Genomic DNA, 26,670 nt, shown 5'->3' on the forward strand with positions numbered 1-26,670 from the left:
TAGCACGGGTGAGCCGGCTTGTTAACTACTAAAGAGAAGAGGAATTTAAACTACAGATGCACACAGATACACACAGATGATATTAAATTTCTCAATCTTTATCTGCGTTTATCTGCGTTTATCTGCGGTTAATAATCTAATCCACTCCCCACAAAGAGAAGAGGAATTTAAACCACAGATGCACACAGATACACACAGATGATATTAAATTTATCTGCGTTTATCTGCGTTTATCTGCGGTTAATCAACTAATCCACTCCTTCAATCGGCGCAAACCCTTGACGCTGGATATTCTCCGTCACTGTTCGAGGTTCGAGGAATTGTAGCAGGTAATCTGGGCCACCGGCTTTGGAACCAACGCCGGAAAGCTTGAACCCACCGAAAGGCTGACGCGAGACAATTGCGCCGGTTATCCCCCGGTTGATATAAAGATTACCGACTTCAAACTCAACTTCTGCCTGTTGAATGTGGGAAGGCGTGCGAGAATAAATGCCGCCAGTGAGGGCGAAATTCGTGCCATTTGCGAAATTGATTGCTTCTTGGAAATTCTTCGCCGGCATCACAGAAAGCACCGGCCCGAAAATTTCTTCTTGGGCAATCTTAGCAGTGGGTGACACATTCGTAAAAATCACCGGCCCGATAAAATATCCCGTACCTGGTGCCGGCATTTCTAAGGCAACCTCAGCTTCTGTGCGTCCCTTCTCAATGTAATCCCGGATGCGATCATAAGCGTTGGCATCGATCACCGGCCCGACTTGGGTACTCGGTGCTTCTGCTGGGCCAACATTCAGCGAACGTGTTGCCTCAACTAAGCGCTGCACGAACGTATCATAAATCGGTTCCAGCACAATTACCCGCGAACAGGCTGAGCATTTTTGCCCACTGTAGCCAAATGCGGAATGCACGACCCCGGCAACCGCTTGATCCAAGTCGGCACTCTCATCGACAATAATCGCATTCTTGCCGCCCATCTCCGCAATCACCCGTTTCAGGTGTTTTTGTCCCGGTTGCAAAATTGCGGCATCGGCGTAGATTTGGCAACCCACTTCTTGAGAACCTGTGAAGGTAATCATGTGAACGTCGGGGTGTTTCACCATGTAAGAACCGACGCTAGAACCTTTGCCGGGAACATATTGGAAGACACCTTTCGGGATGCCGGCTTCTACCAGAATTTCCGCTAATTTTGCCGCAATTACGGTTGAAACTTCCGCCGGCTTTAATAAAGTGCAGTTGCCGGCAACCAGAGAGGCAACCGTCATGCCGGTGGGAATCGCAAGCGGGAAATTCCAGGGAGAAACAATCAGCGAAATACCGCGCGGCTGGTAATTATAGCGGTTGGTTTCGCCGGCAATATCATAGTGATGTCCTTGTTCCAGCCGTTCCATTTCATCGGCATAATACCGGCAGAAGTCAATCGCCTCCGAGACTTCCCCATCACACTCCCGCAGCGGTTTTCCGACTTCAAACAGCATCCAAGCAGACAATTCATGCCGGCGCTTTTCCATCAACTCCGCCGCCTTCCGCAGTACCCCAGCGCGTTCCCTCACCGGCGTTTTTCGCCAACCCGCAAACGCATCCTTCGCTGCTTGAATCGCTTGCTGTGCCTGTTCCACAGACATCAGCCCGATTTTGCCAATCACTTCATTCGGATCGGATGGATTGATAGAATCCACCATTTGTGCAGTATTTTGATATTCCCCATTAATCAGCGGCAAATAGGTTTTACCCAACTGCTGACGCACAGATTCCAGCGCTTGCTGGGCTTCTTGCCGCAATTTGGCATTGGCATAGTCGGTATCGGCGACATTGGGGAAGACGGGCGAACCGCGATGGATTGAGTCTTTGCCATTCGGGGAAGGCGGCGCTAATAATTCCTCAATCGGGCGATCTTCCATGTTTTGCCGCAAGAAAGAACTATTTGCCGTATTTTCCAGCAGCCGGCGAATCAGGTACGCCATGCCGGGGAGAAGATCGCCGTAAGGACAGTAAACGCGGACGCGATAACCCCGATCTGCTAAGCCTTTCGCCAGTTTATCGCCCATGCCGTAGAGGACTTGCATCTCAAACCGGCGCTTGGGAATATTCAGGGTTTCTGCAATTGCCATCGCCCGCGCTTGGGTTCGCACGTTATGGCTACCAATCGCGGCATACAGATACTCGTGATTTTCCAGCAAAATTTGGGTGATTTTCTCAAAATTGGCATCCGTTGCCGCTTTATCGTTATAAACCGGCTGGGGCCAATCTTTTTGCAGGGCTTTAATCGTTTCCTGATCCCAATACGCCCCTTTTACCAAGCGGACGGTAACAGGATTACCCCGCTGTTTCGCCCATTCAATCAAATCCCGCAAGTCTTTTTCACTGTCGCGCAGATAGCCTTGGATGGTGATGCCGATATCTGTGCGGTTGCGGAATTCCGCTTCCATGAGGATTTGCTTCAGAATTGCCAGGGTTAAATCTTTATAGCAATACTGTTCCATGTCAAAGTGAACCGCCGCACCGGCTTCCTCGGCGTGGCGCAGCAGCGTGCGGATGCGATCACTCACGCGGGCTTCACTTCCTTTGGGATCGAGGGCGTCAAATTGCGAGTAAAAGGCGGTTAACTTGACAGATACCTGAACTCGTGGGATATCTTCGCCATCTGCTTGATCAATGGCCGGCACGGTTGACCACTTTTTCGCCACCTCACTGAGTTGGGTGATCAGTTCCAGATAGCGATCCAGGTAAGATTGTGCCTCAATTTCCGTAATCACGGCTTCGCCTAACAAGTCAATCGTGAACGCCATTTTATCCTTACGCAGGCGTTCAATTGTCTTGATCACTTCCTTAATATTTGCGCCGGCAATGTACTTATGGGCTAAAGTTTCGACGGCTGTGGATACCGTGGTTGCCGCCACCTGTCCCGCCATCGAATCGCCCCCGCTAAAACTAATCAAGCCTTTGAGGGCTGCCGGCAGTTCCACTTCTTCAGCGGTTAGGTATTCTTGCAGGTGATGGGCAATTTCCGGTTTGCTGCGGAGTGCCGGCAAGCAGTCAATAAAGCGAAACAGTTGCACCCGCAAACCAGGGTTACTCATCGCCCAAGCCAGCAATTTATCATCCGGGCGCATTTGGTCGCGGATCTGGGCAAAAAAGGAACGATTTTCTTTCGTTGCGGCTAATAGTTGTTTCGCAATTTCTTGGGTTTTAGCTTCGTAGGTGCTATTGGATATTTGTACAACCACAGCGGGAAAACTCCTAGTTCTGGGTGAGGCGTTTGTTTAAGACTTTCTCTTCTCTTCTATTGTGGCGTTGCAAAGGCCGGTTCAGCCACCCGACATTTATTAATTTATATAAAAATCAAAGATAAAATGGGACGTAATAAATTAGCGATGAAAAATTTGCTGTAGCTTTAACTACACTTCAATTCTGACTCCAGAAAAAAGCAACTTTTCAAATATCTTCTTAAAGATTCGATAGCTCATCTCAACCCAGTAACTGTTGCACCGGCACCTTAATATCCGGAAAAGCTACCGGCACAATCTCTCCGGCTGTTAGCGTTACCGCTTGAACATAGTCACCATTAACAGGTTGACGAAACACATTAAGCTGCCGGTGTTTCAAATCCACAACCCAGTATTCTGGAATTTCTGCGGCGGCGTATGTTTTTCGCTTAACATCTAAATCTTTAACAAGGCTAGTATTAGAAAACTCAATCAGCCAAAAAATATCTTCGGGATAAGGATGGTGTTGGCGATAGATTTGACCAAGTGGTTTAACAATTGCGAGATCGGGTTCGGGTTCTGAGTTGTTAGGCAAAGTGATGGGACGAGCTTCTCGAACTCTGGCGCTCTTACCGAGAAGATTACTGAGATATTTGCCAACTTCGTCTCCCAGATAAGCGTGTTCTAAACCCTCTGGAGGCATTTCAATAATTTCTCCATTTAATAGTTCAACGTGCCGGTTTTCTAAAAGACCGACTTCTATCATGCGGTGATAGTCATCCACTGTCCATTTAGCGATGGTTACACTCATTTCAAACCTGCCAATTAGAGGATGATTGCAACCGGCACATTGATCACAAGCAGAGTTGCCGGTTGGTTTTATAACTATTTTATCCTTTGCTTTTGCTGCCGGTTAAGTCCGGCAGAGATTTAAGTCAGCCCCCAAACCCCCAATGCTGGGGGCTTTGAGATAGAACGACTACATTTTATTCCCCTCTACCTCCCAAATGAGGAGGGAAACGAGCTTTTCAAAGTACCCCAGAATTGGGGGATTTAGGGGGAAAACCGGCTGTGCTTTTCACGACAGATTTAGGATGACTCTCTATCAATTAAAAAATAAACCGGCAGCAATCGGCTCAAACAATTAGCCAGAGATGAAAACCCCTGGCTAACTCAGCCGGCATCTCCAAAGATTACCGGCTCAAAAAGACGTTTCTAACAACCCCTTACCGGCAGTAAATCAGTATGTTAGCCGGAATAAAACCCGTCACCGGCGCGGAAATTGGCACCCAGCCGCTTGCACCGCGATTCACAATCGTCACACGCTGAAGATTGGCTAAATTACCGAGAATTGGGCTATTTGTCGAAGGAGACTGCCGCACACTCACCGCCTCAGCCGATGTGATTTGTCGGCAATTGTCACCAGTTGTGGAGGTTTGGTTGGGCGGTACAGGTTGATCGCAAGTGCCGAGATATTGGCCAAACACATAACCTTTTTGGGGAGATGAAATCAACACCCAGCCATCATTGCCAACACTATCGACAGTCAGCAGCGTTCCTTTCGCAACTGAGCCGGTGATCGGGCCATTTGGGCTGGAACGAACATTGAGATCACTGGCATTTGTATTCACCCGCCGGCAGTTGGCTTGGGCGATCAGTTGATTTGTACCCTGATTCTGAAGAGATGCTTGTCCAGATGCAGCAGACTGGCTGCCTTGTGGCTGCGTGATGCCGGCAGATGCGGGAATGGAAAAAGTGCTGACAGACAGGGACAGGGAGGCAGTTACCGCCAAGGACGTTTGCCAAAGATTCATTTTCATAAGAGAAAACTCCAAATCACACCAAAAGGATCTTGCCTTGTATTTTATAGCTCCTGAGGGGTGACAGGCAGAGGTGTACGGGATTAGAGCAATTCCTGGGGCCGGTAATAATAGATGCAGGGGAGAGGGAGACGGAGAGAAGTACCCTCTATGCCCAATGCCCCATGCCTCATCCCCAATCCAACTTGCTATGAATGAACAGCGTTTGCAAGCCTACAACGCTCTGATCTACACCTTGCTAAATTCTGAGAGTGGCGAGAAAGAGGCTATATTGAACGCCCAGCTAGAGTTGCTGGATGCGGAGTTGGGGAAGTTGATGCAAGTTTCGGCGATAAGGAGATAAGAATGGAATTATTTAATTGGTTGAGAGATGTGGCCACGCAATTGGGTGATTTTGTGGCGTCGCAACTAGAGGCGCAAATTTATCTTAATTTTTTAATCGAGGTGTTGGAAGCCATTAGCGATAGTAATGACAATCCCCAAACTGTCTATCCAATTTTACAGCAAAATATAGATAAACTTAACGAGAATTTCGCTCAATTTTTGCGGAATTGGGCCTCTGAAGTATTATCGCTAAATTCAGATACCACACAATCTATTGCCTCAAATATTGGTAATTTCAGTAATTTGGTACAGCAGTTTCCGCAGGGTAGTATTGCAGCTAACTACGAAATTGCTATTGCCGGTTATGAGAGTATCCAAGCAGTTTTCACCCGCCGTAAATCCCCCAAAGATTGGGCACTGGCTCAAAATAATTTAGCAACTGCTTACCGTGACAGAATTCGGGGAGATCGGGGGGAGAATTTAGAACAAGCGATTGCCGCTTATCAGGCAGCTTTAACGGTTCGCACACAGTCGGCATTTCCCCAAGAGTGGGCAGACACTCAAAATAGTTTGGCAATTGCTTACGGTGACAGAATTCGGGGGGATCGAGAGGAGAATTTAGAATTCGCGATTGCCGCTTATCAGGCAGCTTTAACGGTTCGCACACAGTCGGCATTTCCCCAAGATTGGGCAATGATTCAAAATAATTTGGCACTTGCTTACCGTAACAGAATTCGGGGGGATCGAGAGGAGAATTTAGAATTCGCGATTGCCGCTTATCAGGCAGCTTTAACGGTTCGCACACAGTCGGCATTTCCCGAAAAGTGGGCAATGATTCAAAATAATTTGGCCAGTGCTTACCGTAACAGAATTCGGGGGGATCGAGAGGAGAATTTAGAATTCGCGATTGCCGCTTCTCAGGCGGCTTTAACGGTTCGCACACAGTCGGCATTTCCCCAAGAGTGGGCAGCCACTCAAAATAGTTTGGCAAATGCTTACACGGAGAGAATTCGGGGAGATCGGGGGGAGAATTTAGAATTCGCGATTGCCGCTTATCAGGCGGCTTTAACGGTTCGCACACAGTCGGCATTTCCCCAAGATTGGGCAATGACTCAAAATAATTTGGCACTTGCTTACCGTCACAGAATTCGAGGGGATCGGGGGGAGAATTTAGAACAAGCGATTGCCGCTTGTGAGGCGGCTTTTACGGTTTATACTCCCAGCGCCTATCCGATTGATTGCCTAAGAACAGGGCGAAATTTGGGCATCCTTGGCTTAAGAGAAAATTTATGGGACAAAGCAATATTTGGTTATGATGCTGCCATCCAGGCCGTGGAACAAAGCCTGGAATGGGTGACATCAGAGAAGCGCAAGCGAGAACTTCGAGAAAGCGCCCTTGATGTGTATGAGGATATGGTGAGAGTCTGCATCAATGACAAACAGATGGATCGCGCTGTGGAAACCGTTGAACGCAGTAAATCTCGCCAATTGGTGGAACTTCTAGCCAATGCCGATCTCTACCCCAAAAACGCACCGGCAAAACAGAAACAGCAGCTAAGGGAACTGCGTAATCGGCTTGCCTCCATTAGCTGGCTGCTGGAAGAAACCGCAACAGAAACCCCCACCCCAAAAAAGGATACCAGTGGGGATTTGGCAGACACTCAGCGCACCGGCAGCGCGTCTAACCTCAGTCGCGACTATCTTGAAATGCAGAAACAACAGTTGCAAGCAGCGCGGCAGCAGCTAAACCAACTCCTTGACGAAATAAAACAACAAGATCCAGAATTTACCCTCACCCAGCGCGTCGAACCCATCAGCTTTGCCGGCATCCGTACCTTAATTAACTCGGAAACAGCGATCCTCGACTGGTACATCGGCACCTCTGGCTTTTACGCCTTCATCATCACCCAAAACACCCTAGACGTAGTGGAATTCAGTAAGCCAGAATTGCAGCAGCTAGAAGCTTGGGCAAACACCTATTTAAACGACTACCGGCAGACAAATCGGCAAGACAACCTCAGTAGCAGACTTGCCTCCCTCTCCCAAATATTGCGCCTTGATGAAATTGTTGCCAAAATTCCCCCAAGCTGCAAGGAATTGATTTTAATTCCCCACCGTACCCTGCATTTATTGCCGCTTCATGCGTGCGAAGTCTCAAGCAGCCGGTGTGTGGATTTAGAAATTTCTCCTTGCCGGTTAATTGACTGCTTCCCTGCCGGCATCCGTTACGCGCCTAGCTGCCAATTGCTGCAACTCGTGCAACGCAGAATTCAAGAATCTGCCGGCATCCCTCAGCCAACAGAAAATCTCTTACTCAACCGCTTCCTATTTGCGATTCAAAATCCCACCCAAGACCTGCATTATACTGATGTTGAAGTAGAAACCATTCAACGGGATTTTGCACCCCCTCCAGACACACAAATTTTGCTTAAAGAAGCAGCGACAAAATCCGCCCTCACGCAAAACTTACCCGCGCTTCGCAAAGCCGAATACGCCCATTTCTCTTGTCACGGTGCGTTTAACTTCGAGTTTCCTTTGCTTTCGTCGTTAATTCTGGCAGATTCTTTACATCTTGCGGATACGCCGCAACCGCCAACCCCTGAAAAAGATAAGCGACAACTAACCTTAAGAAATGGAAGAAAAGCCAATCCAGAAAAAAGCCTAACCCTGCAAGAAATTTTTGCTTCAGTCGATCTGCCGGTGTGCCGGTTGGTGACACTTTCCGCCTGCGAAACCGGCTTGACAGATGCCACAAAACTCGTTGATGAGTATATCGGTTTACCCAGCGGCTTCCTCTATGCCGGTAGCCTGAGTGTCGTCAGCAGTCTTTGGTCTGTTAATGACTTTGCCACTACCATTTTAATGATTAAATTTTATGAGGAGTTACGAACCGAGTCAAATATCTCACTTGCCCTGAAAAACGCCCAATATTGGATGAGAACAATCTCTAGCAAAAAAATTATCGAATGGATGAAAAATGACTTAAAATTAGATAAAAAATCTTCTGAAAAGATACAGCTTGGGCTATTAGTAGAGCTAGGCGATAAACCTTTGCCTTTTAGCGATCCTCAATACTGGGCGGCTTTCTGTGCTATTGGCAAATAAGTAAATTTTAATCGAATCCTCAAACCTGGAGAGTAACTTAATGGAACCCACCAAAGTCATTGCTGAATTTCAAGACTGGCTGCAAAACTATCCTGAATACTTTCTACCCACAGCTTGGCAAGACTTGCCTCAACTTGATGAAAGCCTTGCCGAATCAGACGACGAAGAGTTGTTTCCCATCGCCATGACAATCAGTAAATGGTGTGCCCAACACGGGCTTGGAGAAAAGCTCAGAGAGAAGCTAAGTAAAAACAGAAAAGATATTGATGATCCGCCGGCAATGGATAACACGTTCACAGAAATTGAAAATATCACTCAAACCCTACGTCAAAGTGTCCAAATTCGATATGAACAATTGAAGAAGAAAGCTCAAGACCAATAAAAGCAGCAATAAAAATGTTTGATAAAGTTTATGCGCCTAACGTCCACTTGTTTGCTTTTCACGCTCATAAAGTTCTAGCCGGTGATGCAAACTCAAATGAAGGAAATATAAATTATTTATGGGACAAATGTAACAGAATATTAACCGCTTTAGGAGTCAATAAGAAATTTAATCGAGAAAATTTAACCAGTTATCAGAAAAGCGAACCACCCGGAACGCGAATAGATTTAATTGTCCCAGAAAAAGTAGGCAATCGGCGCTCTCTCCCTTTCGAGAAAACCATTCAACAAGGAAATGTCAAAATACCCATTAAAGGATTTGCTTTACCTAAACGCATTAGCGATAGTTACGCCCTTGGCTTGAATATTCGCGTTCCTGAAAAAGAGGCTGGACAAAAAACTGAGCCGGTTGACATTTCGATTTTTAAACAATTTAACCCAAGTAATTGTTTATTTAACCCAAATCATTATTCCTTGCCTCTCGATCCGAACCTAAATTTCTTAGGACAAACCATTCTGATTACTATCACCCTTACTGACGAGCAAAACGAAGCCGCAGCAAAAACAGACAGCAACTTTCTTAAAAACTTAGCCGATAAGTGCCTAGAAAGTCTAATCCAATGCCCTCTTAAAACTCCCACTTTTTCAGGTGAAGGAAAATTATTTGGCAGTCCGATTTTTGAATACGGCAGTCTCAGCCAAATTGAAGATTCTTGGCATATCCTCATCTGGTTATTCACTAATCCTACAACCAGTGAAAGATTATTTGACTGCTATAATGATTTGCTAGAGCTGCTATTGTACCGTAACAAGATACTTCATACCTATCACGAACGCGATAAAATTTATTATGTAACTCGTGATGAATATGAACAAATTGAACAAATAATTAACGAGACTTTTGAAAACCTAAATAAAGAAAAGTCTTATCCTCAGAGATTAAGCCAAAACGTTCTGCAAAAACTCAACACCCAGCTCATGCAGATGCCAACTAAAGCTGTGGAATACGCTAGATTGCTGAGAGACATAGAAATCCGGCAGCACACCTTAAACATTAACACTCAAAATTATAAGGATAAAGTTAGCAAAATTAGAACCTACCTCAAGTCAAAATCAGACCCATTAGATTTAAAATTTTTAGAAACTTTCAGTAAAGAAACCTGTGTAACTTTTCAAAAGCAAATTACCGCCGACTTAGGCTATTTTCAGCATGGCTCTGGCTTACTCGACACAGCCATTAATTCGATCAGAGGCATGGTAGACATCGAAGAAGCCCAACGAGATCGAGACTTACAAGTTACTGTTCAAGCATTAGGTTTTGGCTTGGCTACAGCAGGAGTGGTGGCAACAAGCATCCCCTACTTAATCAAAGCCGAACCAGAAAACTATCCGATAAGATTGCCATTTACCACAAGGGCAATTAATTTTCCTACAAGCGAAATTCATCCTTTCTCGCTAGTTCTTTTAATGAGCTTAGGTGCCGGCTTATTAGGTGCCCGCTTAGGGGTGTGGGCAGTCGTTTCAGGAGTCATGAATCTAAAGAGAATCGTTGCTAGCGTGCGGAAATTAGTCGGTTTTCAGCCTAAGCTTCCCCCCAAACAAGACAAACCCAATTCACCAGATAAAGACAAAGATCCCGAACTGCCGGCATAAAAAATAGCTTGCCTCTCACAGAAAACCTAAGAAGCAAGCTATTTCTTTTTCGTACAAATTACCGGCTTGTTGCCTTACAGGTGCTTCACTTCAGAGACCAACTTAGCAACCGCATCTTTCGCGCTGCCAAATAGCATCATCGTCTTTTCCTTGTAAAACAGCTCATTCTCAATGCCGGCAAAGCCAGCACTCATGCCGCGCTTAATCACAATCGTATGCTTTGCCTTATCCACTTCCAAGATAGGCATCCCATAGATCGGACTGCCGGCATCGTGACGCGCCGCCGGGTTCACCACATCATTCGCCCCAATTACCAGCGCCACATCTGTCTCATCAAACTGGGGATTGATGTCATCCATATCATAAAGCTGCGGATAAGGCACATTCGCCTCAGCCAGCAACACGTTCATGTGTCCCGGCATCCGACCGGCAACGGGGTGAATCGCATACTTCACTTCCACACCCAGCCGTTCCAACTGATCGGCCAATTCCCGAACCGTGTGCTGTGCCTGGGCAACTGCCATCCCATATCCGGGTACAATCACCACAGATCGGGCATAGCCCAACATCATCGCCGCTTCTTCCGGATCGACGCTGCGAACCGTCTTGTCACCAACAGCGCCGGCTGCGTCACCGCCAGCAGCAGCCGAACCGCCTCCACCAAATGCACCAAATAGCACACTTGTCAAGGAACGGTTCATTGCCTTACACATAATCTGGGTGAGGATTAATCCCGACGCGCCAACCAGCGCACCGGCAATGATCAACATATTGTTCATCACGATAAAGCCGGCCACACTTGCCGCAACCCCTGAATAAGAGTTGAGCAGCGAAATCACCACCGGCATATCGCCCCCACCAATCGGCAGGACAAACATCACACCCAGCACTAGCGAAACCGCAGTCAGTCCCAGCAACACCGTAGTATTAGCCGGTGTCACACACAGATAAACACTGCCGGCAAGTAACGCCACCAACAGCAAGGCATTCACAGGTTGCTGCAACGGAAACGTAATCGGCGCACCCTTAAGGATGCCTTGCAATTTTGCAAACGCAATCAAACTGCCGGTGAAGGTAATTCCGCCGATCAACACGCCCAAAATAATCGTGATGTTGGCATCAAGCGGCACCACATCAGAATGACTGCTGACGCGCCAGTATTCCCCAACCGCCACCAAAGCCGAAGCCGCGCCGCCCAAACCGTTCAACACGCCCACCATCTGGGGCATATCCGTCATCGCCACGCTCTTGGCCATGATCACGCCTAAAATCGAACCGATGATGATTCCAACCAGAATCATCTCGTAGTTCAACACTGAGCGTTCTAGCAGGGTTCCGACGATCGCGATCAACATCCCAACGGCTGCCAGCACATTGCCCTGACGCGCCGTTGCCGGTGAACCCAACTGCTTCAAACCAACAATAAATAAAGATGCTGCAACTAAATAGCTCAGCTGAATGCCTGAGGGTAGAAAATCGCTCATGCTTTCACCTCTTTTTTCTTAAACATTTGCAACATCCGATCAGTCACTAAAAAGCCACCCACAACGTTGATAGTGGCCAAAATAATCGCAATCAAGCCCAAAATCACCGTAACATTCCACTCGCGATCACCGGCAATCAGCAGCGCCCCGATCACCGCAATCCCTGAAATCGCATTCGATCCAGACATCAAAGGCGTGTGCAGCGTCGGAGGCACTTTATTAATCACCTCAAATCCCACAAACGACGCCAAAACAAATACAACTAAACCGGCAATCAATCCTTCTGCCATAGTTCTCCAAATTCTTTTCCATCAAATCGCTGTGTCTGTAGGGGCGGGTTTAGAAACAAATGTTCAGACAACAGCTTCACGAACAAAACCCGCCTTGACTTGTCAAACTTCGCGTTTAGCTTACCGACGAATGCTGAGGGCTAGACGCCAAAGCATCGCGCACCCGCTGATTGCGAATCTCGCCGGCGTGCGTCACACACGTGCCGCCGGTGATGTCATCCTCAAAATTCAGTTGCATTTGGCCATCCTTAATCAGGTATTGCAGCAACGTCAAAATATTTTTGGAATACATCTGAGACGCGTTCACCGGCATCGACGCTGGCAAATTGATCGGACAAATAATTGTCACCCCGTTGTGATTGACATCTTTACCGGCTTCTGTATAAGCGCAGTTACCGCCCTGTTCCGCAGCCAAATCGACAATCACAGAACCGGGGTGCATTTGGTCGATCATTTCTTCCGTCACCAACCGGGGCGCTTTCCGCCCAGGAACCTGTGCCGTGGTAATTACCACATCGGCGTTGCGAACGTGTTCGCCAATGGTTTCCTGGGTACGCTGCTTGGACGCTTCAGAAATTTCTTTGGCATAACCGCCGGCAGCTACGGTTTCTTCGTTTAGCTGCACTTCGACGAATTTCGCCCCCAAGCTTTGCACTTCTTCCTTCACTGCCGGTCGGATGTCAAACGCTTCCACCATCGCGCCCAAGCGGCGGGCGGTTGCAATCGCTTGCAAGCCTGCGACACCGGCACCGATGATAAACACTTTGGCCGGTTTAATCGTGCCGGCAGCCGTTGTCAGCATCGGGAAAAACTTGGGCGAAGCTGCTGCCGCCAGCAATACCGCCTTATAGCCGGCGACCCCAGCTTGGGAAGACAAAGCATCCATGCTTTGCGCCCGACTGGTGCGGGGGATCATCTCCATACTGAACGCCGTCACTCCCCGATTTGCTAGCTGCTGCACCATAAACGGATCTCCCAAGGGATTGAGAAACCCGATTGATACAGCGCCTTCTCGCAGGCTGTTAACTTCGCGCTCTTTTGGCGGCCCTACTTTAACCAGCACGTCTGCCTCGCCCCACAGCGTCGCGGTATCGGAGATAATCTTCGCCCCTGCCTCTTCGTAAGCAGAATCGGGGAAAAACGACCCTTCACCCGCGCCGGCTTCCACCCAAACCTCTAAACCCTGTTTCACCAACCGGGCTACAGCGTCTGGAACCAAGGCGACACGGTTTTCGCCCACTTCAATTTCTTTTGCAACGGCTATTTTCATAAGCTCTCCAAATCTGTTTTTGCTTGGGCAGTTATTGCCATCAAAACTTTGACTCGATAGGATGATGCGTCTCGCTTTTTTTAGCCGAGTCAACAAACTTTCCCTGTTCTGTCAATTTCTGTATCGCCGCAGGCGTTGCGTGTCTTCTCGCAAAAGCTCGCTTGATTTTCCGCACGGCATTCAGACACACCATAAAATCATTTTTGTTTGACCTTACCAGGCACCTGCGCCCGTCCCCCAACAATTTGAGGTGGCTCTCAAGTTAATCACAAAACGAGCGAGCGTTACAGTTGGGCACCTTTGCCTGATTATTTCTCTAAACAATTCTCCTTCCCTTCCAAATTCTGCAAGTCACTCTAGACGCTGTAATAAGCCTTTGTCTGGGAATATGCGCGTGATTCATTCATTGCCCTGATTTTCAGATTGTTAACTGAGTTTCTCAACTGTAAAGCTACGGGCACCGGCTTGCAGCGATACTTGACCGCTGCCGGTTGAATTACAGCTATATTACTGATATTTTACAAAGCGCGTCTCAAACAAGAGTGACTTTTTGCATACTATTTTGATCCCCAAATAATCCGCAGAATTTTTAACTTATCTTAATAGACTCACTTCTGTACAACCTTGGGTTCTTTTTCTGCTATTACCACATGACCTTGATCGCTATCAAGCTGCTTTCCCGCTGATTGAATTTTTTCAAATGCTTAGCCTATCAGGGATGACAGCCACTTTTCTTGTTTTTACCCTCGTGCGATTGAGCTGCCGGTCTACCCATGATTGTCTCAATTTTTCTAATAATAAAAAATTCATTAAATTTTTGAAATTGCATTAAGAAGCCTTAAGCCATTTCACACACTGCTTAGCCGAACCACTTTTCAGGGTTTGACAGGTTTGATTGCACAAGCTATCTTCAATTAGTTTTTGTGGAAATTTGGGGAGAAATGCCGGACTTTCTAACCCTTAAATCCGATTATCCTAGCCGGCATGAGGGAAGTTATGGAACTTGTGCCAGTGGGAACTCGTCAGGGGTGAAGAATCTCACCCTTTTTCAAGGGATTTACGCACAATTGAGAAAAATCAGGGCGTTAAGGCAGATTTCGGATTGAAAGGATCTTGATCCCCTAAACCTGTCGCTCCTTCAGAATCGGTGGCGTAAGTCCTGTCTCATCGATTCAGAAACAGTAAAGTTTAGTAAACTATTTACCAACTCTTTCACCAGTCCCTGCAAGTCAGGGATCAAGCCTATGGTCTTTAAAGTAGCCTCTACGCGACGTTTCTTGTCGGCAATCGCCATCACCGGCTGTCTATTCACCGGATTGCCTCACCTCAGCAGCTTAGCGCAAGGTTTACCCGGACTGACTTTGTTCGGCGGCCCTCAGCGGGAAAACCAGTTGAACTTCCGGTTAGACTATGGCGCAGCCGGCGCGTGGGATCGCTATCGGCTGAGGATTGGGGCAAAGAAACTCGACTTGGCTGTGTCGCAGTTCGCCATTAATTATCCCGATCACTACGAAGGTTCATTTGACAAAAAAGCCGTTAAGGTGATTGTCGATAAAAAGGAAATACCGCTGCAAGATGTGGTCTGGGACAAAGAGAATTACTTGATTGAAATTTTTCCCCAAGATCCGATTCCCGCCGGCAACAATGTTGAAATCGTTCTCTCAAACGTCCAAAACCCAACCAGGCGTGGGATGTACTATTTTAACTGCCGGATCATCTCCCCAGGGGATGTCCCCCTCCTGCGCTACCTAGGCACCTGGGTTTTGACCATTAGCTAACAACTAACCAAGACAGTTTAAAATAAACCCCACGCTATTTGGGGTTTATTTTGACATTTAGGTGTAACATTAGAGATTGTGACTTTTTTATGCGTAGATAGGCAAGCTCGGAGTAAAATTCTATGACTCAGCGTACCTTGGGCGGGACAAGCCGCAAAAGAAAGAGAGTATCAGGGTTTCGAGTGCGGATGCGGACTAAAAACGGGCAGGGGGTGATTAAAGCTCGCCGTGCCAAAGGACGCTATCGTTTGGCAGTGTAGCGGGTTGTTAGCTGCTTAGATGGGGGAGCGAAACAACAAGCACGGTGTTACCCAAAGAGAACAGACTCAAACACCGGCAAGATTTTAACGCCGTATACCGAGGTGGGCTTCGCCGCACCGGCGGAAACCTCACGCTGAGAGCGTTACGGCGTCAGCATCCTTGCCAAAAAAATGCTAAAAATTCTCGTCAAGCAGTCCTGCCGGCGGCACCAACCGCAGGCAAACCCACTCGCATTGGCATTACTATCAGCCAAAAAGTGAGCAAAAAAGCCGTAATCCGCAACCGGATTAAGCGGCAAATTCGGGCAGCCTTACGCCAACTTTTACCCCGCCTGTCACCAGGGTGGGATTTTGTAATCGTTGTTGGGCCGGCAGCAATAGAGTGCAATTACGGTCAATTTCTGCAAGAATTAGAGCAGTTGTTGGCACAAGCAGAGGTACTAAATGGGCATTCGAGAGGAAGTCTACTTTGAGGGCGGTCCTCATATTGGAGATTTGATCGTGAATATCCTGCTGGGGTTAACAATTATCTGCTTGCCCCTAACCATTGGAGCAACTGTGAGGGCGCTTTGGCTGCGCTATCGCATCACCAACCGCCGAATTTCTGTAACCGGCGGTTGGATGGGACGAGATCGCACCGACATTATCTATTCAGACATCGCCAAAGTGGTAACAGTGCCCCGTGGCATCGGTATTTGGGGAGATATGGTAATCACCCTAAAAGATGGCAGTCGCTTAGAACTCAGAGCAGTTCCCAAGTTCCGAGACATTTATGCCTACATCAACGAACGGTTATCTCCCAAGGCACAGCAAGTAAGCGGGGCAATCGGTCGTTAAAATAGTTGAGGAAGTTTCGCGGTTATCCGCAAACACCCAGTAAAGGTCAGCACAAAGTTGTTACCCTTTACTAAACCAACTAAAAACCATAGCAGCACACAACGAATACTAAAAAACGCAGTCGTTGTAATTGTGCTGATTGGCTTTTAGGCTGGCTAATATTGAAGCTAAGTTAAATTCTGAAAACTTCAGAGCGCACAGGTTGACATAGAACGAATGGACTTTGGTGTCGGGTTTCTTTCCAATAACGTTATGCTGCCGATCCTGGATTTTTTCTACGGGATCGTGCCCAGCTATGGTTTAGCCATCGTGGCTCTGACGTTAGTAATTCGCTTGGCCCTCTTTCCCCTGAATGCCGGCTCTATTCGCAATATGCGACGGATGAAGGTAGCTCAGCCAGTGATGCAAAAGCGGGTCAAAGAATTACAAGAGCGTTACAAAGACAATCCTGCGAAACAGCAGGAAGAAATGCAAAAGGTCTATCAAGAATTTGGCAACCCGCTAGCCGGCTGCCTGCCTTTGCTGATACAAATGCCGGTGTTATTTGCGCTGTTTGCGACCTTAAGAGGGTCGCCATTTTCTAACGTAAATTACACGGTCAATTTGGAAATCTTTCCTCAAGAACAGATTGAAAGGATTGTCCCCCAAGCCTTTACAACGCCTCCCCAAAATATTTATCTATCTGATGGGGTACACGCGCCGGTGACTGCGCTGCTTCCAGGGGGAAATAAACTCACAGTTGGTGAAAAAACAAAGCTAGAGTTTCAGACAGTCGAAGGCAAACCCTTAAAGGCGCTGCTGACAGACTATCCTGAAACCAAACTCGCTCCCACCTGGCAAGTCACCAAAGGCGAAGAGCGGGTGGAAATCGGTGAAGATGGAACTCTCAAAGCCTTAGAACCTGGGGAAGTGACACTACAAGGCACTCTTCCAGGTCTTGCCGCTGACAAAGGCTTTCTATTTATCGAAGCCTTGGGCCGCGTGGGTGCTTGGGACGAAGATGGAACCATCCACTGGGATATTCTGGTGATGGTGCTGGGATTTGGGGTTAGCTTGTATATCAACCAGCTACTCTCAGGACAAGGCCAATCTTCCGGGGGCAACCCTCAGCAAGAAACAGTAAACAAACTCACCCCGATACTTTTTTCAGGGATGTTTCTGTTCTTTCCCCTACCGGCTGGGGTGCTGATGTATATGCTCATTGCCAACATCTTTCAGACTGTCCAGACGTTTATTCTGTCGCGAGAGCCACTGCCAGAGAACCTGCAGAAGCTTGTAGAGGCTCAAGCAACGGCTGCTGAGAGTGGTGGCAAGGAACGGGAATCACTTCCCTTTGAACCAGGCCGTCCTAAGAAGAAAGCTTGATGGAAGCTATGAGCGATCAGACAAAGATGATACGGGGTCAGGAGTGGTTGGAAAAACTGCTCAAACTAGCTGCTATTCCATCAACGGTAACAGCCGAGCCAAGTCCAGAAGGTTTGGCAGAACCGGGTAGCTACTGGTTAACGGTTGAAGAAAAGCACCTGACGCCCCAACAAATCGAACTTTTGATTGGGCCTGACGGTGCGGTGATCGACGCCATTCAGTACCTAGCCAACAGCATCCTGAACATCGGTCAAGAGGAGGATCAGCAAGCCTCCTACACCATAGAGTTGCAGGGCTATCGGGTTCGCCGGCAAGCTGAACTCCGTGAAATGGCAGATCGGGCAGCCGAACAGGTGCGCCAAACCGGCCAAGAATTTGAGATGAGCGCCCTTTCTGCCGCCGAAAGGCGGCAGGTTCATACCTTTTTGAAGGAGTGTGAGGATTTAGAAACCTACAGTCGAGGGCAAGAACCCGATCGGCGTCTCGTTGTGCGCCTGCGCTGAATTCAGCAAACAGGCTACAGCGTTTAAGAGTCTGCCGGTGGAGACAAACTTATTGCCCGCTCTAGAGTGTAGGAACCAGCGAGTCAAAAAGCTGGCTCGTGTGGATGGGTTGAAAAGGGCACCCCTACACCGTTGACTGCTTGTTCGGAGGATTGCACTCAATCATGGAAGCGATTTACATTCCGCAGCTCATTAGAACCCGCGAACAGACAGAAGTCGTTCAGTTTGAAGAATTTCTGCCCGATTTAGAAACGTTGACACCCCTACGAGGGCAGATGAAAGTGACGCATCGCGGAAACTATCTTGAAGTTTCCGCCCAAGCAGAAACGATCGTCACCCTCACTTGTCATCGCTGCTTACAACAGTACAATCACCGGCTCAAGATAAAACCGTCTGAATTAATTTGGCTGGAAGAATCCGCTAATGGGCCAGATACTGGCCCTCAAGAGCGGGAAACGGCTCTCGAAGATTTAGTCGAAACCCTTCCCCCACAAGGCTATTTTGAACCGAGTGAGTGGTTGTACCAACAGGTTTGTCTGGCAATTCCGCACCGGCAGCTCTGCGATTCTCAGTGTAAGGGAATTCAACTGGCTGAAGATGAGGGGGGTAATGTTAGCGAACAACCAGCCGCAGATCAGCGGTGGTCGGCTTTGGAAGCACTAAAACGACAGCTCCCTAAATAGTATTGAGTCATTTAGAGTTTAGAGTTTAGATTGATTTAAACTCTAAACTCTAAAAATTTAAAATAAAAATTTAAAATCCTATGGCTTTTAGTGATGAATTTGAACTGCTACTGCGAGCTCGCTATCCCTTAATTTACATACCAACTCGTGAGGAAGAACGAGTCGAAGCCGCGATCTCACAGTGCGCTCACCGGCAAGGAAACAGAGCCGTTTATATCTGGGATTTTGTGGATGGCTACCAGAGCAACCCTAATGACAGTGGGTTTGGACGCCGCAATCCCCTGCAAGCTTTGGAATTCGTGGAAAAATTGCCGGCAAGTGCAGCCGCCATCTTCATCCTGCGAGACTTCCACCGCTTTTTAGAAGATGTCTCGGTGTCAAGAAAGCTGCGAAACTTGGCAAGACTCCTTAAATCCCAGCCAAAAAATGTGGTGATCGTTTCGCCCCAGCTATTGATTCCAGAGGATCTCAGCGAAGTTCTGACAGTCGTAGAGTTTGCTCTGCCAAACCCTAGTGACATCCACGCCGAAGTTGAGCGCCTGTTAAACGCCACAGGTCACTCATTAGAAAGTAGAGTTTTAGATGAAATCGTGCGTTCCTGTCAAGGTCTTTCGATTGATCGAATTCGCCGGGTTCTCGCAAAAGCCATCGCCACACACGGCCAACTCGCACCCGATGATGTCGAGCTGATTTTAGAAGAAAAACGCCAAATTATCCGCCAAACCCAAATTTTAGAGTTCTACCCCACCAGCGAGCGAATTTCTGATATTGGTGGGTTAGATAACCTCAAAGACTGGTTACTACGCCGAGGCAGTGCTTTTTCAGAACGAGCAAGGCAATACGGATTGCCTCATCCCAGAGGGTTGCTACTCGTCGGTATCCAAGGCACCGGCAAATCTTTGACTGCCAAAGCCATCTCCCACCACTGGCACTTACCTTTGTTGCGCTTAGATGTTGGGCGCTTGTTTGGGGGATTGGTGGGCGAATCAGAATCGCGCACTCGGCAAATGATCCAGCTAGCAGAAGCCTTGGCTCCTTGTGTGCTATGGATTGACGAAATTGACAAAGCCTTTGCCGGCTTTAACAGTAAAGGTGATGCCGGCACCACCAGCCGCGTCTTTGGCACCTTTATTACCTGGTTGGCTGAAAAAACTTCGCCGGTATTTGTGGTTGCTACCGCCAATAACATCCAGTCGCTGCCAGCAGAAATGCTGCGGAAAGGCCGGTTTGATGAAATATTCTTTGTTGGTTTACCCAACCAGGAAGAACGTCGCGCCATTTTTGGTGTGCATTTGTCCCGTTTGCGGCCTCACAACTTGAAAAACTACGATTTAGACCGGCTAGCCTATGAAACGCCAGATTTTTCTGGGGCAGAAATCGAGCAATCACTGATCGAGGCGATGCACATTGGCTTTAGCCAAAACCGAGACTTCACCACAGATGATATTTTAGAATCGGCCAGTCAGATTGTGCCCCTCGCTCGCACCGCTCAAGAACAAATTCAGTTTCTCCAAGATTGGGCTGATGCCGGTAAAGCTCGTCTGGCTTCTAGACACAGCAGTTTAAGCAGACGGCGGTCAAACTTAAAACTTGAGTGAGCTTTCCTCATGCCCCCGACCCGCTACAATGTTTTCAATTTGGCCGGCAACCCCCTCTAACCGCAGGCCGGTGTAACACAGAAACGACAAACCCGAGTGAACGCAGTAACAGTTGGATGGAGTAGCCTTGAAAAAGTTGTCCGGATTCCTACAATTTACCATCGGTTTACTGTTGGCCATTGCCTTCCTTCTCGGTGGGGGCATTGCCGCAGCCTTATACCTAGCAGCCAAACACTCCACACAGCCCGAAAGACCCGTTTTCGATGAAGAGCGGGTGGCCACTCAATCGGCAGCCCGCAATGCCAAAAGTGCTTCAACCCAGCAAAAACCAGCAGCAACGCCAGGTGCGCCACCTTCCACACCGAAGCCTCTCGAAGCCGGAGCTTACCGCGCTCGTGTAACTTGGCCTCAAGGCTTACTGCTGCGGGACAGTCCCAGCTTTAACGCCAACAGTCTAGGAGGTATCCCCTTCAACGGACAGGTTGTAGTTCTCGAAGAAAGCTCAGATAAAGAATGGCAGCAAGTGCGCTTGGAAAATAGTGATCAAAAAGGCTGGATTAAAGGTGGCAACATTGAGCGAATTAACGAATAATCAACTTTTCTTTCCAACTGAAGTGGCATAGCCTCTAAGAATAAAGGGTGAGATGGGAAGTATTAAGAAACTTAGCAAAGTTTAAATCTTCATTGCAAAATCTCAGCCAGCTTTAGAGTTGGAAAAACAGGGTGGTAGGATAACTCATCACTATCAAAAAACTGACCCTGGATAGAAAAGATGTACCACAAAAATTCTAATAAAGATTGGCTTGGCTCTGCTGTTATTGCCGCTTTAGGAGCGGGTATCGTTACATCCTTTGCCGTTAGTCAAGGCCAAAACCCGCTTGTGGGTTTGGGAATTACAGGGTTCGCCGCAGTCGTTGCCTTATTATTTGATCGAGCCGGTTTAGTTTAAGAGCCGGCGCTGAAGCTGAAGCGATGCTCGGCTATCGTGTTAGTTGTTAAAAAAAATTTGACAGCCCTAACAATCCTTTGTGATCTGTCAATGAGCATCAGCCTAAAAAGCTTGTCGTGCGGGCATCTTGCCCGCGAGAAATCAGACAACCGATTAAAGATTGCTATAGAACTCACGTCAAGCGCGATCCATGTCCGCAATGAGTATAAACTAGGTGGTAAGAATTCAGCTGGAATATAATGGAAACCCTTGCCTATCTTCATCTAGCTGTCGCCTACGAGGAACCAACAAACCCCCAGCCCCTTACAAGCTTTAGGTGTTTAGAAAACTTTGAAGGGCTGAGATGGAAAAAGCTTTCAAGCCGGCCTTTGCTGCGAGTGCTGTCCCTAGCCATCGCCTCAGCCACTTTGAGTTTGACGAGCAACGCCCTAGCTGCCGTGGGGCGAGGAGATAGCGGTTCCCAAGTGACGGCTGTCCAAGAAAATTTAACAGCTCTAGGCTACTTTGATGGGCCAATCACAGGATATTTTGGCTCCTTAACCGAGTCATCTGTGATGGAATTTCAACAAGCCAACGCATTACCCGCCGATGGCCTCGTGGGTTCCCAGACGCAAGCCGCACTACAGCAACAAGCCGGCACAGTTTCAAATCAAAGCCTTTACCCAACTTCCAGTGATAGCAGCCTAAAGCGGGGCGCTAGCGGTTCAGAGGTGGAGGCGCTGCAAAAATCGTTGCAAGCTGCCGGCTATTATGATGGCCCACTCACGGGAACTTTTGGTTCTTTAACAGAAGCCGGTGTGATCCGCTGGCAGCAAGCGAAGGGATTGAAAGCCAATGGTATCGTTGATTCATCTGCCTTAGCCGCCCTCACAAACAAGCAAGGACTCGCTACACCGGCTGTGGCCGTGCCTAGCAGTACCACCGGAGACTTCCTGTTACGAGGCGACACAGGGACGGCGGTTAGTGACCTGCAAAGGCTGTTAACTGAAGCCGGCTACTTTGAAGGCAAGATTGATGGTTACTTTGATGCCACAACTGAAGCAGCCGTTATTCGCTTTCAGCGAGATGCCCGATTGAGAGCAGATGGAGTTGTTGGCTCGGAAACCCTGGCGGCACTTTCCGGCGGACGAGGGCAGGAGGAGCGCAGACCAACCGCCACCAGCTTGAACATCCCCAAATATAGTGTGCTTGACTTACAAAAGCGGCTAAAAGAACGGGGCTTTTATAATGGGGATTTAGATGGTCAGTTGGGCCTTGAAACCCAAACAGCCATTGACGCAGCCCAACGTTATTACGGGGTTAGCAGCAATGACATTTTAGTGGGACGATTTTAGTTTCTCACAATGTGCGCTGCCGGCACTCTGACCAGGCGATATGTGGGGGGTTCTTTGAACCCGTTTTAAGAGCGGTGCAAAGGAGAGTGCCGGTGAAAGCAATCACAAAAGCTGCCTCCAAACTTTAAAGGCTAATGGCTGAAAACAATCAACCATTAGCCCTTAATAAACTAGCTAAGCGACTCCAAATAGTCCCTTACCCGGTTGCGGCGCTTCGGTTGCCGCAGCTTTTGCAGAGCTTTAGCTTCAATCTGGCGCACCCGTTCCCGCGACAAATCTAAAGCGCGACCGATTTCTGCCAAAGAGTAAGGGTGGCCATCTCCCAAACCAAACCGCATTTGAATCACATCTCGCTCGCGGGACGTTAAATCCGCCAGCAATTGTTGCAAATCCCGATGCAGCGCTTCTCGCATCAGCATTTCTTCAGGAGAAACGTCGTCAGTTTCGAGCAAGTCTCCCAGTTCAGTGTCTTTCTCATTCCCGACTTTCGTTTCTAAAGACACCGCACGGGGCACCCGTAATAAAACTTCCCGCACTTGAGCCGGCGTCATATCTAACTCGCCGGCAATATCTTCAATGGTTGGGGTGCGACCTTTTTCTTGAGAGATTTTGCGCTGGGCTTTTTTAATTTTGTTAAGCTTTTCAGTGATGTGCACCGGCAGACGAATGGTGCGGCTTTGGGTGGCAATGGCGCGAGTAATTCCCTGACGAATCCACCAATAGGCATAGGTGCTGAACCTGTAACCCCGCGTGGGATCAAACTTCTCAACCGCACGCTCTAAACCAAGGGTGCCTTCTTGGATCAAATCCAATAATTCCAAACCGCGATTTTGATACTTTTTAGCAACAGACACGACCAGGCGCAAGTTAGCCTTAATCATGTGATCCTTCGCCCGAATGCCTTCAGCTTGGACTTGCTCCAACTCCTCCACGCTCAGACCGGCAACTTCTGCCCATCGGCGTTTACCGGCGGCTAAAGTAGGCTTTAGATCACTGACCATAATCCCAGCTTCAGCAGCCCATCGCTCCAAAGAAGGACGCATCCCTAGATGAGAAGCTAAGCGATCACGAGCCTCAATTAGTTGGCTGTAGCGCTTAATCAACTCATCCTCAGAGGATGCCGCTTGATCTCGCAACTCTTGCACCCGCATATAGCGCTGGACATTTTGAGCTTCCGAGACTTCTTCATCGCGTCCTAATAAACGGACTCGACCGATTTCTTGAAGATACAAACGCACTAGATCAGTGGTACGGCGGCTGGCGCTTGGCCCAAAACTCACTGCGTCTGCACCCTCTATTTCCAGCTCAATAAATACATCTGCGATTGCTTCTGCATCACCGGCGATTTTTTCGGGCTGAACACCAGAGGCATTCAGTTGTTCGTCATAGCCTGCATTCGTGTACAAGAAAGTTCCTGGCATCATAGCGTTCGTCTCAGTTGCTCTGGGTGACAATGAGGCTCAGTTAGCGGTCGATCACTTTGTTATTGTTCCCGCCCTTGGCGACTAACAAACATAGCTGGTAGTTCCATTGCGGACTGGGCTAACAGGGCGACACTGGGTTGGGCTTCGGCTCTGTGTAAGCCTGACGGAGCTGCGGTTGTAATGGCAGCTACTCCAGCAGATAGATACATCTCTCGGTATCTAACTGCTACAGTGGAGGCGAGAAACAACACGATTGCTCGTGTGTAGGTAGTATAGAAGTGAAGCCAGTGAGAAGGTTGTGACCTCTGTTAGCTTCAGCTTTAATCTTCATCACCGCTGATCGGTTATCCCGATCACTACGAAGAATTCTTTAAAATGTTTCCTTCGGGATAAACCCTCCCACCAAAACAGTTACAGCCCAAGCCCTGAATGCTTGCGCCTCCTGTACTCTCCGCCTAAACAGAGATAGATTTTAAACTTTAAAAATTTCCTTGCCGGCACAGCCGGTTAAACTTTAATCCGCTAGTGGTTTGGACTCTGGTTTAACATCTCGTAACATCAGAGCTTCAACCGCTGATTGCGGCGTAATTTCGCCTTGAAGTAAACGATTAACGAGATAGGAAATTGGCACGTAAATCCCCTGCTGATCGGCTCGCTGAATCAATACCGGCGTGGTACTCACGCCCTCAGCCGTTCCTTCAAGTTGGGCCAGGATTGCCTGTAGTGTTTGGCCTTTTGCTAACTGGTAGCCAACTTGGTAATTGCGGCTAAGGGCGCTGTTGCAGGTCGCCAGCAAATCCCCTAGCCCTGACAAACCATAAAATGTTTCGGTTTGGGCACCCCAATTCGCGCCAATTCTGATAATTTCCGCCAGCCCGCGAGTCAGCAGTGCCGCCTTCGCATTCGTACCCAGATCCAGCCCATCACACACACCGGCTGCGATCGCCATCACATTTTTTAAAGTTCCGCCCAATTCTACGCCCAAGGGGTCGGAATTCGTGTAAACCCGAAAGCTGCTAGAAGAAAATACGGCTTGCACTGTTGCTGCTGCCACGAGGTCTTTACTCGCTACCACCGTTGCCGCCGGCAAACCCTGCTCAATTTCTTTAGACAGGTTAGGGCCGGCCAGAACCACAACCGGCGCAGCAGGAAATGCCGCCTGCCACATCTGGGAAGGCGTGCGGGTTGTCTGTGGATCTAAACCCTTGGTTACGGTTATGAAAATGGTGTTAGAGCTTACTGGCAGAGATTGCACCTGGGAAATCACTGCGCCAACGCCTTTCATGGAAACAGCAGACAGCACGAGCTCAGCGCCGGCAAGCACATCTTCCAGGCTTTCTGAACAGCGACGAGACCAAACACGCACGCGGTGGCCATTACCCGCTGCCAGGTTTGCCAATGCTGTACCCCAAACACCCGCTCCAATAATTGCCAGGGTCTTTTTTTGCATCAAATCAAGTTTTAGATTGCCTTTATCTTCGAGGATAACGCTCCATCAGCGCTCTTACTTGCTCTGCATGATAAGAAGACCGTGTCAAGGGTGAGGCAACAACTTGTAAGAAACCTAAAGATTCACCGAACTGTTGCCACGCATCAAATTGTGCCGGTGTCACCCAGTTCGCAACCGACAAGTGCTTGGGAGTTGGCTGGAGGTATTGGCCAATGGTCAAAATATCGCAATCGGCCTCTCGCAGATCCCGCATCACCTGCCGAATTTCTTCATCCGTTTCCCCTAATCCCACCATAATGCCTGACTTGGTATAGACTCCAGGAGCCAAATCACGCGAGCGCCGCAGCAGTTCCAAGGTACGCAAGTAGTCACCTTGGGGGCGCACCCGCCGGTAGAGACGGGGTATGGTTTCGGTATTGTGATTGAGTACCTCTGGATGAGCGGCAAGAATCGCTTCTAGCGCCGGCCAGTTACCACACAAGTCAGGAATCAGCACCTCAATCGTCGTTTGGGGCGATAAGGCGCGAACCGCTTGAATACAGCGCAGAAATTGTGAGGCTCCGCCGTCCGGCAGATCGTCCCGATTTACGGAAGTAATCACCACATGGTTTAACTTCAGCCGGTGTACCGCTTGAGCCAATCGTTCTGGCTCAGTTGAATCGAGCGGTTTCGGTTTTTTCTCAAAATCGATATCGCAATAGGGACAAGCCCGCGTACAGGCTGGACCCATAATTAAAAAGGTAGCAGTGCCGGCTTGGAAGCACTCGCCAATATTGGGGCAAGACGCTTCTTCACAAACAGTATTCAGGGATAAATCCCGCAGAATTTCTTTAACGTTGCCGACGCGCTCCCATTGAGGGGCTTTGACTCGCAACCAGTCTGGCTTGACAGTCACGCGCTTATTTGAACCATTTTAGTTACACCGCTTTACATCGTAGCCTATGTTTATTCAATTACCCAAA

At 48.4% G+C, this 26,670-nt stretch carries 24 protein-coding genes; 15 read left to right on the forward strand and 9 right to left on the reverse strand.

What is annotated here, in order from left to right:
- Window positions 1-248 precede the first annotated feature (248 nt).
- The 3 genes from pruA to H6F73_RS23935 form a co-directional block, all read right to left on the reverse strand.
- Window positions 249-3,221, reverse strand: a complete 2,973-nt coding sequence (pruA, locus tag H6F73_RS23925) for an L-glutamate gamma-semialdehyde dehydrogenase (protein ID WP_190761280.1) — start codon at window positions 3,219-3,221, stop codon at window positions 249-251.
- Window positions 3,222-3,462: 241 nt separating this feature from the next.
- Entirely contained in the window at window positions 3,463-4,011 is a 549-nt protein-coding gene (locus tag H6F73_RS23930) for a Uma2 family endonuclease (RefSeq protein ID WP_190761281.1), read from the reverse strand.
- A 415-nt stretch (window positions 4,012-4,426) separates the two neighbouring features.
- Window positions 4,427-5,020 carry an SH3 domain-containing protein gene (locus H6F73_RS23935; RefSeq protein WP_190761282.1) on the reverse strand — a complete coding sequence of 198 codons (594 nt, stop codon included), beginning with the start codon at window positions 5,018-5,020 and terminating at the stop codon, window positions 4,427-4,429.
- A 157-nt stretch (window positions 5,021-5,177) separates the two neighbouring features.
- Here H6F73_RS23935 and H6F73_RS23940 point away from each other — a divergent pair, with 157 nt between their 5' ends.
- The 4 genes from H6F73_RS23940 to H6F73_RS23955 are packed head-to-tail and all read left to right on the forward strand — an operon-like array spanning window position 5,178 to window position 10,483.
- Complete coding sequence (locus H6F73_RS23940; RefSeq protein WP_190761283.1) at window positions 5,178-5,363, forward strand: hypothetical protein; 186 nt, start codon at window positions 5,178-5,180, stop codon at window positions 5,361-5,363.
- A 2-nt stretch (window positions 5,364-5,365) separates the two neighbouring features.
- A complete protein-coding gene (locus H6F73_RS23945) occupies window positions 5,366-8,449 on the forward strand; it encodes a CHAT domain-containing protein (protein ID WP_190761284.1) in 3,084 nt (1,027 codons plus the stop codon).
- A gap of 40 nt (window positions 8,450-8,489) precedes the next feature.
- Window positions 8,490-8,831 carry a hypothetical protein gene (locus tag H6F73_RS23950; protein WP_190761285.1) on the forward strand — a complete coding sequence of 114 codons (342 nt, stop codon included), beginning with the start codon at window positions 8,490-8,492 and terminating at the stop codon, window positions 8,829-8,831.
- 14 nt (window positions 8,832-8,845) lie between these two features.
- Window positions 8,846-10,483 (forward strand): hypothetical protein, encoded by a 1,638-nt coding sequence (locus H6F73_RS23955; protein ID WP_190761286.1) that lies wholly within the window; start codon window positions 8,846-8,848, stop codon window positions 10,481-10,483.
- A gap of 74 nt (window positions 10,484-10,557) precedes the next feature.
- Here H6F73_RS23955 and H6F73_RS23960 read toward each other — a convergent pair whose 3' ends face one another.
- From H6F73_RS23960 to H6F73_RS23970, 3 genes are all read right to left on the reverse strand, one after another.
- Window positions 10,558-11,967: an NAD(P)(+) transhydrogenase (Re/Si-specific) subunit beta gene (locus H6F73_RS23960; protein ID WP_190761287.1), complete on the reverse strand. Its 1,410-nt coding sequence runs from the start codon at window positions 11,965-11,967 to the stop codon at window positions 10,558-10,560.
- On the reverse strand, window positions 11,964-12,257 hold the full coding sequence (locus H6F73_RS23965) for an NAD(P) transhydrogenase subunit alpha (RefSeq protein WP_190666009.1): 294 nt from the start codon (window positions 12,255-12,257) through the stop codon (window positions 11,964-11,966). Before H6F73_RS23965 ends, H6F73_RS23960 begins: the two co-directional genes overlap by 4 nt.
- Before the next feature lie 115 nt (window positions 12,258-12,372).
- Window positions 12,373-13,527 carry a Re/Si-specific NAD(P)(+) transhydrogenase subunit alpha gene (locus H6F73_RS23970; RefSeq protein ID WP_190761288.1) on the reverse strand — a complete coding sequence of 385 codons (1,155 nt, stop codon included), beginning with the start codon at window positions 13,525-13,527 and terminating at the stop codon, window positions 12,373-12,375.
- Between the two features lie 1,244 nt (window positions 13,528-14,771).
- On the opposite strand from H6F73_RS23970, the gene H6F73_RS23975 reads away from it, so the two are divergent.
- From H6F73_RS23975 to H6F73_RS24025, 11 genes are all read left to right on the forward strand, one after another.
- Window positions 14,772-15,305, forward strand: coding sequence for a DUF2808 domain-containing protein (locus tag H6F73_RS23975; protein WP_190761289.1), 534 nt, complete (start codon window positions 14,772-14,774; stop codon window positions 15,303-15,305).
- 122 nt (window positions 15,306-15,427) lie between these two features.
- Window positions 15,428-15,565, forward strand: a complete 138-nt coding sequence (rpmH, locus tag H6F73_RS23980) for a 50S ribosomal protein L34 (protein WP_190761290.1) — start codon at window positions 15,428-15,430, stop codon at window positions 15,563-15,565.
- A 44-nt stretch (window positions 15,566-15,609) separates the two neighbouring features.
- Complete coding sequence (gene rnpA / locus H6F73_RS23985; protein WP_190761291.1) at window positions 15,610-16,038, forward strand: ribonuclease P protein component; 429 nt, start codon at window positions 15,610-15,612, stop codon at window positions 16,036-16,038.
- A complete protein-coding gene (locus H6F73_RS23990) occupies window positions 16,010-16,402 on the forward strand; it encodes a PH domain-containing protein (RefSeq protein ID WP_190666014.1) in 393 nt (130 codons plus the stop codon). The genes rnpA and H6F73_RS23990 overlap by 29 nt, the downstream gene beginning before the upstream one ends.
- A gap of 216 nt (window positions 16,403-16,618) precedes the next feature.
- Window positions 16,619-17,767, forward strand: coding sequence for a membrane protein insertase YidC (yidC, locus tag H6F73_RS23995; protein WP_190761292.1), 1,149 nt, complete (start codon window positions 16,619-16,621; stop codon window positions 17,765-17,767).
- Between the two features lie 8 nt (window positions 17,768-17,775).
- Window positions 17,776-18,270, forward strand: a complete 495-nt coding sequence (locus H6F73_RS24000; protein WP_190761293.1) for a R3H domain-containing nucleic acid-binding protein — start codon at window positions 17,776-17,778, stop codon at window positions 18,268-18,270.
- Between the two features lie 164 nt (window positions 18,271-18,434).
- Complete coding sequence (locus H6F73_RS24005; protein WP_190761294.1) at window positions 18,435-18,953, forward strand: YceD family protein; 519 nt, start codon at window positions 18,435-18,437, stop codon at window positions 18,951-18,953.
- 80 nt (window positions 18,954-19,033) lie between these two features.
- Window positions 19,034-20,551, forward strand: a complete 1,518-nt coding sequence (locus tag H6F73_RS24010) for an AAA family ATPase (protein ID WP_190761295.1) — start codon at window positions 19,034-19,036, stop codon at window positions 20,549-20,551.
- 127 nt (window positions 20,552-20,678) lie between these two features.
- Window positions 20,679-21,143 carry an SH3 domain-containing protein gene (locus H6F73_RS24015; protein ID WP_190761296.1) on the forward strand — a complete coding sequence of 155 codons (465 nt, stop codon included), beginning with the start codon at window positions 20,679-20,681 and terminating at the stop codon, window positions 21,141-21,143.
- Window positions 21,144-21,323: 180 nt separating this feature from the next.
- Complete coding sequence (locus H6F73_RS24020; RefSeq protein ID WP_190761297.1) at window positions 21,324-21,500, forward strand: hypothetical protein; 177 nt, start codon at window positions 21,324-21,326, stop codon at window positions 21,498-21,500.
- A 239-nt stretch (window positions 21,501-21,739) separates the two neighbouring features.
- Window positions 21,740-22,834 carry a peptidoglycan-binding protein gene (locus H6F73_RS24025; protein ID WP_190761298.1) on the forward strand — a complete coding sequence of 365 codons (1,095 nt, stop codon included), beginning with the start codon at window positions 21,740-21,742 and terminating at the stop codon, window positions 22,832-22,834.
- 170 nt (window positions 22,835-23,004) lie between these two features.
- Here H6F73_RS24025 and sigC read toward each other — a convergent pair whose 3' ends face one another.
- The 3 genes from sigC to lipA form a co-directional block, all read right to left on the reverse strand.
- Window positions 23,005-24,255, reverse strand: a complete 1,251-nt coding sequence (gene sigC / locus H6F73_RS24030) for an RNA polymerase sigma factor SigC (protein ID WP_190761596.1) — start codon at window positions 24,253-24,255, stop codon at window positions 23,005-23,007.
- 517 nt (window positions 24,256-24,772) lie between these two features.
- Window positions 24,773-25,708, reverse strand: a complete 936-nt coding sequence (locus H6F73_RS24035; protein WP_190761299.1) for an NAD(P)H-dependent glycerol-3-phosphate dehydrogenase — start codon at window positions 25,706-25,708, stop codon at window positions 24,773-24,775.
- Window positions 25,709-25,730: 22 nt separating this feature from the next.
- Window positions 25,731-26,603 (reverse strand): lipoyl synthase, encoded by an 873-nt coding sequence (gene lipA / locus H6F73_RS24040; protein WP_190761300.1) that lies wholly within the window; start codon window positions 26,601-26,603, stop codon window positions 25,731-25,733.
- Window positions 26,604-26,670: the final 67 nt, after the last annotated feature.

It is taken from the genome of Microcoleus sp. FACHB-68 (genome assembly GCF_014695715.1).
Classification (GTDB): Bacteria; Cyanobacteriota; Cyanobacteriia; order Cyanobacteriales; family Oscillatoriaceae; genus FACHB-68.